We start from the raw sequence: 13,596 nt of genomic DNA on the forward strand, positions 1-13,596 counted from the left end.
TTTTGGCCACGCGGATGCCGTTTTTCAAAAGCGCCATGTGTTTTTCATAGGTCTCGTCGCCTACGTTCAGGCTCATCACATCGACGCCGGCAAAGGCGTGCGTGGTGACGCTCACGGGCGTGATCCCGTATTGCTCGTTCAGGGACTTGATTTTTTGCGCTTCCTCTTCGCTGAGCAACTCGACGCGCTTGCCATATACCTCTTGCAGTTCGGCGTACCGCACGCCGGTTTCTTTCAAGATCTTGCAGCAGGTCTCGTAATCCTGACTGATACCGTTGGTGATAACACTGATTTTCATATTGTCCCTCCGTCAAACGATTCTGTTTTGATTTGCGACTCTTTTATAGCCGGTCCGGCCCGGCGGCGGAAAAAGGCGGCCAATTTGCCGGTGCTGTGGGTTATGCTTGGTTTATGAGCTAAATTATAGGTTGTTTGGGTTAAATGTTCAAGCTATAATCCGTTTGATGTGGTTAATAATCCTGCTGGATTTTTTCGGCGAAAGGGCGTTTTTACAGACGCGGAATCAAAAAATCAAATAATTCTGCTGGGACACCCAATTATCCTGCACAAAAAATAAGGCCGGTTGCCGCGCGGAAAGAAAACGCTGCCGTGGGATGGTATTTGAAGGAAATCCTGCAAGAGGAAATACTGGGTGCAATCGGGCGTGCATCTGGGTACCATTTCACAAAAGCAGTAAAAAAAACAAAAAAAGCGACATATCTTTAATTTTTAGCGACATAAAATTATGATTTAAGTTAAAAAACGTTGTGTCGCACAAGACGGAAACTCAACTAATTGGCGCTTTTCGTCGTTTTATACAATGCGATTCCTTTAAATCGGTATAATCCTACAGTGGAACCGCGCACCGACTGCGTGGTATAATATTCTTGTGTTGTGAAAAGTGAAGAATAGTTCCAAAGATGAAATGGAGGAAACGAACCACATGAAGAAGTACGTTTACATGTTCCCGGAAGGCAATGGCTCGATGCGTGAGCTGCTCGGCGGCAAGGGCGCCAATCTGGCTGAGATGACCGGCCTTGGCATGCCCGTGCCGCAGGGCTTCACCATCACCACCGAGGCTTGCACCCGGTACTATGAGGATGGCCGCACCATTTACCCCGATATCCAAGAGCAGATCATGGAATATCTGGATAAGCTAGAGAAGGTCACCGGTAAAACGCTGGGCGACCCCGACCGTCCGCTTTTGGTCTCCGTACGTTCGGGCGCGCGCGCGTCCATGCCCGGCATGATGGATACCATCCTGAACCTCGGCATGAACGACCAGATCTGTGAAGCCGTGGCCGCGCTGACGGGCAACCCGCGCTTTGCGCGCGATTCCTACCGCCGCTTCATTCAGATGTTCTCCGACGTCGTTATGGAACTGCCCAAGTCCTCGTTCGAGCAGTTCATCGATCAGGTGAAGGAGAAGAAGGGCGTCAAGCACGACAACGAGCTGGACGAAAACGACATGCTCGAACTGATCAGCCTGTTTAAGGCGCACTACAAAAACTCCCTCGGCGAGGATTTCCCGCAGGACCCCAAGGCCCAGCTGATGGAATCCGTTCGCGCCGTGTTCCGTTCGTGGGATAACCCGCGCGCCAACACCTACCGCCGCATGAACGATATCCCGCACTCCTGGGGCACCGCGGTCAACGTCCAGTCGATGGTGTTCGGCAACATGGGCGATACCTCGGGCACCGGCGTTGCCTTTACCCGCAACCCGGCCACCGGCGAAAAGAAGCTTTACGGCGAGTTCCTGATGAACGCGCAGGGCGAGGACGTTGTGGCCGGTATCCGTACCCCGCAGCCGATCTCCGCGCTTAAGGACACCATGCCCGACGTGTACCAGCAGTTCGTCGATATCTCCAGCCGTCTGGAGCAGCACTACGGCGATATGCAGGACATGGAGTTTACGATCGAAAACGCCAAGCTCTATATGCTGCAGACCCGTAACGGCAAGCGCACCGCGCAGGCCGCGCTGAAGGTAGCGGTCGATCTGGTGGACGAAGGCGTCTGCACCAAGGAGCAGGCGATCATGAAGGTAGAGCCCAAGCAGCTCGACGCGCTGCTGCACCCGACGTTTGACCCCGCGGCGCTTAGCGCGGCCAAGCCGATCACCTCGGGCCTGCCGGCTTCTCCCGGCGCTGCTTGCGGCGCGGTATACTTCACCGCCGAGGAAGCCGCCAAGGCGCACAAGACGGGTGAAAAGGTCGTACTGGTCCGTCAGGAGACCTCGCCGGAGGATATCGACGGCATGGCCGTTTCCGAAGGCATCATGACCGCGCGCGGCGGCATGACCAGCCACGCGGCCGTCGTGGCCCGCGGCATGGGCACCTGCTGCGTCGCCGGCGTTAACGACATCAAGGTATCCGAAGCCGCCAAGACCATCACCTTCGGCGACGGCACGGTCATCCACGAGGGCGAGGAGATTTCGCTCGACGGTTCCACCGGCAACGTATACCTCGGCAAGATCGCCACGCAGGAAGCCGAGCTCACCGGCGATTTCGGCCGCTTCATGGGCTGGGCTGATGAAATCCGCACCCTGCACGTACGCACTAACGGCGACACCCCGCGCGACGCCCAGCAGGCCCGCAAGTTCGGCGCCGAGGGCATCGGCTTGTGCCGCACCGAGCATATGTTCTTCGAGCCCGAGCGCATCAAGGCTGTGCGTGAAATGATCGTTTCCGACACGGTCGACCAGCGCCGCGCGGCGCTCGCCAAGATTCTGCCGATGCAGCGCGGCGACTTTGAAGCCATCTACCGCGCAATGGGCGGCCTGCCTGTTACCATCCGCCTGCTTGATCCTCCGCTGCACGAGTTCCTGCCCAAGGAAGAGCAGGATATCCTCGATCTGGCGGCTGAAATGAACATTCCCGCTGAAAAGCTGGAAAGCAAGATCGCCGACCTGCACGAGTTCAACCCGATGCTCGGCACCCGTGGCTGCCGTCTGGACGTTCTCTATCCTGAGATCGCCGAGATGCAGACCGAAGCTATCATCTCCGCCGCCATCAACGTGTGCAAGTCAGACGGACTGAACATCACGCCCGAGATCATGGTGCCGCTGGTATCCGAGATCAACGAGCTGCGCTACGTCAAGAAGGTCATCAAGGATAAGGCGGACGCGCTGATCGAAGCCTCCGGCCTGAAGATGAAGTATATGGTCGGCACGATGATCGAGACCCCGCGCGCGGCTGTTACCGCGGACGAGATCGCGACCGAGGCCGAGTTCTTCTCCTTCGGCACGAACGATCTGACGCAGATGACCTACGGCTTCTCGCGCGATGATGTGGGCCGTATCCTCGAGTGCTACTTCGATAAGAAGATCCTCGAATCCGATCCGTTTGCCCGTTTGGATCAGAACGGCGTCGGCAAGCTGGTCAAGATGGCCGTGGACGCTGGCCGCAAGGTGCGCCCGGACATCAAGCTCGGCATCTGCGGCGAGCACGGCGGCGACCTTTCCTCCGTCGAGTTCTGCCACAATGTGGGCCTGAACTACGTATCCTGCTCGCCCTTCCGCGTACCGATCGCCCGCCTCGCGGCGGCTCAGGCGCGCGTCAAGGAGCTTGGCAAGGCGTAAAAAAAAATAGCGAAAAGGCCGCCCCTGACGGGGCGGCCCTTTTTGCGGTTGTGGACCGCCGTTGGCGCTTGCGCGAATTGGCAGGCTCTGGTATACTTACAGATAAGATGGCGGTCAGTACTCCGCGAATATGCCGGTGAAAAGGGAAACAGCAAAATCAAGGCCCGCGGTAAAGGCGCGTTCTCCGGCGATAGCGGATTCGATCTGGGCCGCCGCGATGATTTCGCCCAGCTGTGCGCGCCCTTCCGGCGACAGGCGGGCGTACAGCTCGTCATAGGCCTTGTGGCTGCGCCATTGCGCCGGTTCGGGCAGCTCGTGCCGGCCGTAGGTGTAGTAGAGGTCGTTTAGAAAGGTATTCATAAGGCAAAACTCCATTCACACAGTTTGTGTGAAATAATATTATCACACAAACTGTGTGAAGTCAAGAGGTATTATGGATTATATTGAAGCTTTCAAAAAGATGCGGCTTGAAATGAAATTATCTCAGGTACAGCTAAGCGAACAACTGGGACTGAAATCCGCAGCTTATGGGATGTATGAGACCAGACAGCGAAAAATGGATGTGGAGACGTTTGCGAAGCTTTGCCGCATCCTCGGCACCACGCCAAACGAAATGCTGGGGTTTGACGAATAACGTTCGTGCAAGATAAGCCGCCAATGCCGTTTGGTTTAGGAAAACGCATAGAAAAAGACATGGATACCACCGGAATAGTAGGGCGCGACGCCCCCGGCGCGCCGAGAGCGAAGCGCCAGAATACGGGGAAGCACCATACAGGCCGGTCCGGCCGGACGGGGTGTCCTTGTTTTTCGGCAAGTGCTACGTCCCTCTGAGACGGCGCGCCGAGGGCGTCGCGCCCTACAAGCCCGTTTACCTATGCGCTTTTTCCCGCAGACAAGCTTGCCTAAATTAATCTGCCACCAGCGGAACATACGGGGTGCAAATGGCTTTTTTTATGCTTGCCGCTGTGGTATAATACCTGTAAAGCAATTTGAAATTTAAAAAGACAGAGGGCTTACTATGAAGGGAATCATTCTTGCTGCGGGCAAGGGCTCGCGTTTGTACCCGATGACGCGGCCGGTATGCAAGCCGCTGCTGCCTGTTTACGACAAGCCGATGATCTATTATCCGCTCGCCGTTTTGATGCAGGCGGGCATTCGCGATATTATGATCATCATCCCGCCCGGAGAGGAAGGGCCGTTTTACCGGCTACTCGGCTCGGGCTCGCGCTTTGGCGTCAATATCACGTACGAGGTGCAGGAGGTCGCGCGCGGTATCGCGGACGCGCTGCTGATCGGCGAGCAGTTCGTCGGCGGGGACAAGGTATGTCTTGTTCTGGGCGACAACATCTTTCATTCGCTCGATTTTGCCCGCTACCTGAATCAGGCGGTCGAATGCGACGCGGGGGCCTGTGTGTTCGGCTACTACGTGTCCGACCCGCGCGCGTTCGGCGTGGTGGAGTTCGATAAGGCTGGAAACGCGGTATCCATTGAAGAAAAGCCCCGTTTTCCAAAGTCCAATTACATCATCCCCGGCCTGTATTTTTACGATGAGCAGGTCATGGAAATCGCGCACAACCTGACGCCCTCCGCGCGGGGGGAGCTGGAGATTACGGATGTGAACCTAGAGTACTTGCGGCGCGGCAGCCTGCACGTGGTCAAGCTGGACCGCGATTTCGTCTGGCTCGACGCGGGCACGGCGGACAACCTGCTTTCCTCCGGTTTGGAGGTCAAGCGCGTGCAGGATGAGACCGGGCGTTACATCGCCTGTTTGGAAGAGATTGCGTTGGAGCGCGGCTATATCAGCCGCGACCAGCTTCACCAGCTTGGACAGGAGCTCGATAAGACGCTGTACGGCCAGTACTTACAGTGCTTATAAACAAAGGCAGTCAACAAAACGGAGAGAGAGGGAGACCCTATGGCAGTTTACACAGAAACCAAAACCTACCGCACCAAGGCCCACATGGGCATGATCGACGTGACCGATGATTTTCGCGCCGCGGTCATAAACGCAGGCAAAAAATACGGCGTGCATTCGGGCATTATTACCGGCTGGACAACCGGCGGCGTGGCCGGTTTGACATCGCTGGAGTTCGAGCCCGGCCTTGTCGGACACGACCTGAAGGCCGCGATGGACGTTTTCTCCCCCTATCAGGATGAGACCGGCAAGGTCATTCACTACAAGCACCACGATACGTGGAACGACGATAACGGTTCGTCTCACATCAAGGCGGCGCTGCTGTCGCCCTCGGTCACGGTGCCGTTTGTGGATGGTCAGCTCGTTTGCGGACCGTGGCAGAACCTGACCTTGGTCGAGTGCGATACCAACGACCGCACGCGCGATATCGTGTTTCAGGTAATCGGAGAATAAAATAAAGGGGTGCGCCGCCGGCGCGCCCTTTTTCATTGGGAAGCGGAGGCGTATCCATGACGGAAAAGGAAAGAAAAGCGTGCCCCATGGCCGAGATTGAACCGCTGAAGCCAACGGGCATGATCGCGGGTTTTCCGGTAAGGCCCGGGTTTTACTTATCGGACGGCGCGAGCGTGGTGCCGGATGGCGTGAACTTTACCCTGCATTCGTTCTACGCGACCTATTGCGAGCTGTGTCTTTTTCACCGGGGCGAGCAGCAGCCCTATGCCGTGCTGCCCATTCCGGAGACCTTTCGCATCGGCAATACGTATTCGATCATCGTATTCGGCCTGAATATCTGCGAGTTTGAATACGCCTACCGGCTGGACGGCCCGCACGACCCCGCGCGCGGCCTGCTGTTCGACCGAGAAAAATTCCTGCTCGACCCCTACGCCCGCGCGGTGACCGGGCAGAGTCAGTGGGGCGTGCGCTCCGCGCCCGGCGTGGCTTACCACAGCCGCGTGGTGCACTCGAATTTCGATTGGGGCGATTTCCGCGAGCCGCATATCCCGTTTCAGGATATGGTGATCTACGAAACCCACGTGCGCGGCTTTACGAAGCATCCCTCATCGGGCGTGCGGCACCCCGGCACCTTTGATGGGCTGATGGAAAAGCTGCCCTATCTGCTGGAGCTGGGCGTGAACGCGGTCGAGCTGATGCCCGTTTTCGAGTTTGACGAGATGGAGGACGACCGCGTGGCCGACGGAAAGCCCCTATACAACTATTGGGGCTACAACACCGTTTGCTTTTTCGCGCCCAACACCAGCTACACCGCCGCGATCGAATACAACCGCGAAGGCGACGAGCTGAAAAAGCTGATCCGCGCGCTCAACGCGCATGGAATCGAGGTCATTTTGGACGTGGTGTTCAACCACACGGCGGAGGGCGACGAGCACGGTCCCTTTTTCTCCTTTAAGGGATTGGACAACAATATCTATTACATGCTCACGCCGGACGGCAAGTATTATAATTTTTCCGGCTGCGGCAATACGCTCAACTGCAACCACCCCATGGTGCGCGATTTTATATTGGACTGCTTACGCCATTGGGTGGTGGAATACCGGGTGGATGGGTTTCGTTTTGATCTGGCCACGATTCTGGGCCGCGCGCCGGACGGCGGCCCGCTCGCCTCGCCGCCGCTGCTGGAAAGCTTGGCGTTCGACCCCATTCTCGGCAAGGTCAAGCTGATCGCCGAGGCATGGGACGCGGGCGGACTGTATCAAGTCGGCTCGTTCCCCTCGTGGAACCGCTGGGCCGAATGGAACGGCAAGTACCGCGACGATCTGCGCCGCTTTCTCAAGGGCGACGGCGGTGTGGCCGCGGCGGCGGTGCAGCGCATTCTCGGTTCGCCCGATCTGTACCCGCCGGACAGCCGGCAAAACGCTTCGGTCAATTTCCTTACCTGCCACGACGGTTTTCCGTTGTACGATCTTTACGCGTATAACGAAAAGCATAACGAGCAAAACGGCTGGGATAATACGGACGGCTCGAACGACAACGCGAGTTGGAACTGCGGCGCGGAGGGCGAGACAGACGACCCCGCCGTAAACGGCCTGCGCGACCGCCTGCGCAAGAACGCTATGGCCGTGCTGCTGTGCAGCCGGGGCGCGGCCATGTTTTTGGCCGGAGATGAGTTTGGCAACACCCAATTTGGAAACAACAATCCCTATTGTCAGGATAACGAGATATCATGGCTGGATTGGACGCGGCTGGAACAGTTTGAAGGCTTGTTTGCGTTTACCAAGGGTATGATCGCGCTGCGGCGGGCTCACCCGGTGCTGCGCGGCACGACCGCGCCCGCCGCGGCGCAGTACCCGGATACCAGCCTGCATAACGGAACCGCGTGGAATGACGCGGTGGACGGCGAGACGCGCCAGCTCGGCGTGCTGTTCACAGGCCGCGACACGCAGGGCGAGCGGGACGACTTTGTGTTCCTTGCCCTTAATGTACATTGGGAGGAGCATGGGCAGCAGCTTCCAAGCCTGCCGGTCGGCTTTTGCTGGCGGCGTGCGGCGGATACCGCGGCGCGCGACCCGCTTGCGCCGGAGGGGACGTTCGACGGCTCGCACGTTACGCTTGCGCCGCGCTCGGTACAGGTGCTGGTGGGGGAGCCGTGCCCAGCGTGAAGAAAGCAAAATCACTTTAGATGTATAAAAGATGTATAAAACGCCGCTTTTGCGGCGTTTTTTCTATGCAAGGGGGCAAGGACTGAGAAGGTCTGTTTATATAGATGGAAAATAGAAGAAAAAATAGGCTAAATAAGCGACAATTATCCTTGACAGAGGCTATATATTATATTAATATATTAATGTACACGATAGGAACATATTGGACAAACTTGAAAGGAGTGCAAACATGAGAAACAAACGATGGATCAGCGTTTTGTTGATCGGCTGCCTATTGCTGGCCGCTGCCGCGGGATGCGGACAGTCAAGCGGAGAGGCGGGACAAGCGGACGGGAACGGGGTGGTGACGCTGAAATTCGCCAACAGTCAGACTCCGGAGGAGACCTGCTCAAAGGAGATCGAAGCGTTTGCCGAACGCGTCAAGGAAAAAACGGGCGGCAAGGTCGTGATCGAGGTGCACCACAACGGCGTGCTGGGGGACGACAACGACGCGCTGGAAGCCTGCGCGCGCGGCGCGAATTACTTGACCTATGTGGACCCCGCCGCCATGTGCTATTATGTGCCGGATTACGCGGTCATGCTGGGGCCGTACCTGTTCGACGATATCGCGCAAATCAAAAAGCTGGCCTTTTCCGACTATGGCGATGAAATGGTAGAAAAGGCAGCGGAAGCCGGTATCCGCGTGCTGGACCATATGTCGAGCTATTATGGCACGCGCGTTTTTATCGGCAACAAGCCGGTACCCACGCCGGACGAGATGAAGGGCATGAAGGTGCGTGTGCCCTCTGTACCGCTGTGGATCGAAATGCTGACCGCGATGGGGGCCAATACGACGACCATTTCATTCAGCGAAGTGTATACCGCGCTTTCGCAAGGCGTGGCGGACGGCATGGAAAATCCGCTGCCCGCGATCTACGCCGCGCGGTTCCACGAGGTATGTAAGTACGTATCCGAAACCAACCACATCATTCAGCCCAATGGGATCGAAATGTCCGAAGCGGTTTTCCAAAGCCTGACGCCGGAGCAGCAAAAGATATTGGAGGAGGAAGCGATCGTCTTTGCCGAAACAGTGACGGAAAAGGTACAGGAAGAGGAAAAGGAAGTGCGCGAAAAGATGACCGGCGAGGGTGTGGAATTTATCGCGTGCGATACCGACGCTTACCGCGCGGCCACGGAATCCGTCTATCAAAAGTTCCCGGAATGGTCGGAAGGGCTGTATGACCGCGTAACGGCCATTATCAGAGCCTGATACAGGCCCGAAGACGCGAAAAGTTAACGGGGGATACGCTATGAAAAAAGTATTGGCAAATTTCGAGGAGATCATTGTTTCCTTTTTCCTGCTGCTGATGGTGTGCATGATCTCCTTCAACGTTGTGCTGCGCGTGGCAACGCGGCAGTCCATCCCATGGCTGGAGGAGGTCTCGTACTTCTGCTTCGCGTGGATCATCTTTGTGGGAGCGAGCGCGGCCTACAAGCGGAGCCTGCACGGCGGCATCGACCTGCTGGTGCGTCTGTTTCCTGAAACGGCGCGAAAGGTGGTATCGCTTCTCTCTACCTTTTTGATATTGCTCATCTGTGTCGTGATGACGTTTTTCAGCTTCCGCTTTGCGGTGAGCGCGGGCAGCAAGGTGACGCCGATTCTATATATCAGTTATTTCTGGGTCGATCTGTCCGCGGTCGTTGGCTTTGGCATGATGTGCGCGCACAGCCTGGGCTTTATCAAGAATCTGTTTTTGCATCAGGATTATTACCGCTCCAAACCGCTTTACAGCGGTATTCTGGATTACGATACGGTCATGGGCGGCGTGGCGGAGGATGAGACCTTACAGCTGCATGTAGAGGACCGCGCGAAGCCGAACGGCGGGGAGGAGAAGAAATGACGCAGTTTCTGCCTATCCTTATCTTATTCCTGCTGTTCGCCTTCAATATTCCGGTCGGGTACTGTCTGCTTGCGGCGGGGCTGAGCTATTTCGTATTTTTAAGCCCGGGCATGCCGATGGATATGATCCTGCAATCGCTGGTCGCGCAGAGCCAGTCGTTCACCATGCTGGCGATTCCGCTGTTCGTCACGGCGGGCGTGGTCATGTCCTACGGCGGAATCGCGGGCGCGATCATGGATTTCGCCGAGGTGCTGATCGGGCACCGCGTCGGCGGGCTGGCGCAGGTCAACATTTTAACCAGCACGTTTATGGGCGGTTGCTCGGGTTCGGGCAACGCGGATACCGCGTTCAATGCAAAGATCATTGTGCCTGAAATGGAAAAGCGCGGATACACCAAGGGCTTTTCGGCGGCCGTCACCACCTGCTCTTCCTGCATCACGCCGATCATACCGCCCGGCATTTGCCTGATCATTTACGCGACCGCCGCCAACCAATCGATCGGCGATATGTTCATGGCGGGCTATCTGCCCGGCTTACTGATCGCCGCCGCGCTGATGGTGGTGACCGATTTTATTTCAAAACGCAGGGGCCTGAAACCAAGCCGGGACAAGCGCGCCACCGGGCGAGAGGTGCTGGCGCAGCTCGGGCGCTCAATCTGGGCGCTGCTGCTGCCACTCGGCATCATCATGGGGCTGCGCCTCGGCGTGTTCACACCGACCGAGTGCGGCGCGTTTTGCATCATGTTTTCCGCCGTGGTGGGCGCGCTGATCTATAAAAAGCTCAAGTGGAGCATGGTGCCCAAAATCTTGGTGGAATCCGCCGTGACGACGGCGTGCATCATGTTCATCTTGGCGGGCGCGAATATGTTCGCACGCTATTTGACGCTGGAAAACATCCCGCAAACACTGGCCACGGCGATCATGAACTTTACGGACAGCCCGGTGGTGTTTCTTTTGATCGTGAACATCTTTCTGATCCTGCTGGGTATGTTCATGGACAGCGCGGCCGCGCTGATCATTCTGCCGCCGCTGCTGGTGCCGATCGCAACAAAGCTGGGCATCGATCCGATCCATTTCGGCATTATCATGTGCCTGAACGACACCATCGGCGGCGCGTCGCCTCCGTTTGGCATTCTACTATTTACCTGTGTTTCGATCATCAAGGTCAAGGTATCCGAATATATTCGGGAGGGCTGGCCGCTGCTGCTGACCTTGCTGGCGTGCCTGCTGCTCATCACCTATGTGCCGGGGATATCGCTGGGGCTGCTAAGGCTGTTTGGGAGCTAGCGGCAGACCCTATGAAAACACAAAAAACGCCGCTATCAGCGGCGTTTTTTGTGTTATTGCAGGTCAATGGTAACGGCTTGGTCTTCGAGAAGCGTCAGGGGATCATCCTGCCAGAAGGTTACGCCGTGCACCTTGGCGAGGTCTTCGGCGGTGGCCTGCGGGTAATAAAGGGTCGAAGTGATAAGGCCGGTCTCGCGGTCGATGGTGCTATCGAGGTAGGTGTCGCCGTGAAAAGAAAGGTATTTGCCGTTTTCATCAGTCAAAGTAAATTGCTGTGGAAACAGGAACATAGCGCCCTCTGTTGAGAATGTTGCGACTGCTTTGTCTGGGCCGATTTGAAGGGTCTCAAGCGTAACGCCGCCTTCGGTATCGTCGGTCAAGGGCAGGGCATCCAGCGCGCCTTCGACGGCGTGAGAATGACTTTCCGCGCCGATGGGGATGAGCGTGATGGATTTGGTATCCGTATCCGCGCCAAGGAACTCAAACACGTTGCTCACTCGGTAGATTCCGCTGCCGATAGTGCCTGAGGGCAGTACCGGCAGGTACTTGCCCTGATCGTCGCGCAGGACGAAGGCGGTCAAGGGATCATCGGCTTTCTCGCTCAGCGTGAGCGTAGAACCGAAAGGAGAGATAGATACACGCTCGATACGGACCTCGTGGTGGAAGTCATATCGTTCCGGCGGGTCACCGAACCACGTGGTAAAGTCTAACGTAAAATCGATTTTCGGTTCGACCGACAGGCTTTCGACCGCAACCGCGCTTTTGTCGACCGCGAGCGAAAACTGAAATTCCGCGTCCTTGATCGCATCTGTGCCGCCGGTATAGAGCAGAAGCTCAAATTCATCGGGCAGGGCGCGGGTCAGCGCGATGCGTTCCATTCCTTTAAGGGTGCGATCATTTACTGCATAGGCCTCGGATTCAATCGTGCCAGTGGGTTCGAGCTTTTTACCGTCTATCACGGCCCAGAAATGTGGTGCGGAAAGACTGACTCGTATTTCAGCGGGCGTGGCGTCGGTGCTCGGCAAAGCAAGCGGCGTTTCGCTGGTCAGGGTGTAGAACACGTTGAGATAGCTGTCGTCCACCGCGATGTTGTCGATCGTCAAGGTCCGTTCCCCGTTTTTTTGGCTCAGACCAACGGCGGCGTTGTATGCTTCAAACTTGTCTTGTTGCGAACCATAGGCGGTATGGCGTTCGCTGTCAAAGTAATTGATCGCGCCGCGCGCCATTGAAATGACGGTGGGGGCGGCTGCCGCGCCGGCTAGGCAGAGCGCCGCCGCGATACCGACCACTACCGCACGCCGCAGGGGAAGGCGGCGCGTGGGCCGCTCCGGCGCGGGCAGCGATTGCAGCCGATTTGCGATACGGTCATCAAAGCCCTCGGGCGTGGGGCTGCCCTCGCGTTCCGCGCGGGCCTTTAGCTTTTCATCAAATGTCATGGTTATTCCTCCTCCAAAAGCGTGCGCAGGCGGTCTCTCGCGCGGGCAAGCCGCGAGCGTACCGTGCCTTCGCGCACGCCGAGCGCCTTTGCGATCTCGGCGGTGGTCATATCCTCAAAATAGTACAGCACGGTCACGGCGCGAAAGTCCATGGGCAGGCGGCATACCGTGTCCCATAGGCCGCTGTCGTAGGTATCGCTTTTGCCGCCCGCGACGGCTGTCAGGTCGTCCATATACGTCACGCGCGCGCCCTTGCGGCGGTGCTCGTGCGCGCAGTTTACCGTGATGCGGATCAGCCAGCCCTTTATGGCGGCGTAGTCGCGCAACCGGGGGAAGGCCTGCCAAGCCCGCAGGATCGCTTCGCTTACCGCGTCCTCCGCGTCCGCGTCGCAGTCGGAAAGCGCGCGCGCCGCGCGGTACATGGCGAGTTTGTGTTCGGTCACAGCGGCGCAGAAGCGGGCGTGTAGGTCGCTCGCCGCTGGCGTCAGTATCATTTCCATGGTATCACCTCATTTACTGTCCGGACACTATTAAGATGCGCGGAGCAAAGGAAATGCTCCCGCGCGATTAAAAAAAGTTGAAAAGCGGGCGGCCGCAAGAAGCCCCTACGGCGAAGGAGCCGGCGAGCCCCCGCGTAGAGGCGACCTGCGGCCGCCCGAGTGTCATGTACGCTTGTGTTTTGTCGAATATGATCATCAAGGGGCTGTAAAATAAGTTCTCACAAATGAATAGAAAACTGTTGCAGAGCGAAAAATGCTACCAATTCTGTCATTCTGAGGAGCGAAGCGACGAGACCGTAGTCTGCTATCCTTAATCTGCCGCTTAGCGGCATTTTAATGAGCGCGAATCTCGCGCGAATGCGCGGAATTTACGCTGGGAACGCG

12 protein-coding genes are annotated in these 13,596 nt (G+C 57.2%); 8 read left to right on the forward strand and 4 right to left on the reverse strand.

Annotated elements, in window-relative coordinates; translation table 11 throughout:
• On the reverse strand, positions 1-298 hold a 298-nt coding region (locus NE562_RS15680; RefSeq protein WP_280963362.1), incomplete at its 3' end, for a hypothetical protein.
• Positions 299-943: 645 nt separating this feature from the next.
• Here NE562_RS15680 and ppdK point away from each other — a divergent pair.
• Positions 944-3,577 (forward strand): pyruvate, phosphate dikinase, encoded by a 2,634-nt coding sequence (ppdK, locus tag NE562_RS15685; RefSeq protein ID WP_280963363.1) that lies wholly within the window; start codon positions 944-946, stop codon positions 3,575-3,577.
• A 114-nt stretch (positions 3,578-3,691) separates the two neighbouring features.
• On the opposite strand, the gene NE562_RS15690 is transcribed toward ppdK, so the two are convergent.
• The gene (locus NE562_RS15690) at positions 3,692-3,937 is read right to left on the reverse strand and encodes a hypothetical protein (protein WP_280963364.1); all 246 of its coding nucleotides are present in this window, start codon (positions 3,935-3,937) and stop codon (positions 3,692-3,694) included.
• 100 nt (positions 3,938-4,037) lie between these two features.
• Between NE562_RS15690 and NE562_RS15695 the strand changes: the two genes are divergently transcribed.
• From NE562_RS15695 to NE562_RS15725, 7 genes are all read left to right on the forward strand, one after another.
• Positions 4,038-4,211 (forward strand): helix-turn-helix domain-containing protein, encoded by a 174-nt coding sequence (locus NE562_RS15695; RefSeq protein WP_280963386.1) that lies wholly within the window; start codon positions 4,038-4,040, stop codon positions 4,209-4,211.
• Between the two features lie 384 nt (positions 4,212-4,595).
• Positions 4,596-5,453 carry a glucose-1-phosphate thymidylyltransferase RfbA gene (gene rfbA / locus NE562_RS15700; RefSeq protein ID WP_280963365.1) on the forward strand — a complete coding sequence of 286 codons (858 nt, stop codon included), beginning with the start codon at positions 4,596-4,598 and terminating at the stop codon, positions 5,451-5,453.
• A 39-nt stretch (positions 5,454-5,492) separates the two neighbouring features.
• Positions 5,493-5,945, forward strand: a complete 453-nt coding sequence (locus tag NE562_RS15705) for a YjbQ family protein (protein ID WP_280963366.1) — start codon at positions 5,493-5,495, stop codon at positions 5,943-5,945.
• A gap of 56 nt (positions 5,946-6,001) precedes the next feature.
• On the forward strand, positions 6,002-8,110 hold the full coding sequence (locus NE562_RS15710; RefSeq protein ID WP_419196015.1) for a glycogen debranching protein: 2,109 nt from the start codon (positions 6,002-6,004) through the stop codon (positions 8,108-8,110).
• 229 nt (positions 8,111-8,339) lie between these two features.
• Entirely contained in the window at positions 8,340-9,359 is a 1,020-nt protein-coding gene (locus NE562_RS15715; protein WP_280963367.1) for a C4-dicarboxylate TRAP transporter substrate-binding protein, read from the forward strand.
• 40 nt (positions 9,360-9,399) lie between these two features.
• On the forward strand, positions 9,400-9,990 hold the full coding sequence (locus NE562_RS15720; RefSeq protein ID WP_280963368.1) for a TRAP transporter small permease: 591 nt from the start codon (positions 9,400-9,402) through the stop codon (positions 9,988-9,990).
• Positions 9,987-11,276 (forward strand): TRAP transporter large permease, encoded by a 1,290-nt coding sequence (locus NE562_RS15725; protein ID WP_280963369.1) that lies wholly within the window; start codon positions 9,987-9,989, stop codon positions 11,274-11,276. The genes NE562_RS15720 and NE562_RS15725 overlap by 4 nt, the downstream gene beginning before the upstream one ends.
• Before the next feature lie 53 nt (positions 11,277-11,329).
• Here NE562_RS15725 and NE562_RS15730 read toward each other — a convergent pair whose 3' ends face one another.
• Together NE562_RS15730 and NE562_RS15735 are read right to left on the reverse strand one after the other, a co-directional pair.
• Positions 11,330-12,712 carry a DUF4179 domain-containing protein gene (locus NE562_RS15730; RefSeq protein ID WP_280963370.1) on the reverse strand — a complete coding sequence of 461 codons (1,383 nt, stop codon included), beginning with the start codon at positions 12,710-12,712 and terminating at the stop codon, positions 11,330-11,332.
• A gap of 2 nt (positions 12,713-12,714) precedes the next feature.
• Positions 12,715-13,212 (reverse strand): RNA polymerase sigma factor, encoded by a 498-nt coding sequence (locus NE562_RS15735; protein ID WP_280963371.1) that lies wholly within the window; start codon positions 13,210-13,212, stop codon positions 12,715-12,717.
• Between the last annotated feature and the right edge of the window lie 384 nt (positions 13,213-13,596).

Source organism: Butyricicoccus faecihominis, assembly GCF_024462775.1.
GTDB lineage: Bacteria > Bacillota > Clostridia > Oscillospirales > Butyricicoccaceae > Agathobaculum > Agathobaculum faecihominis_A.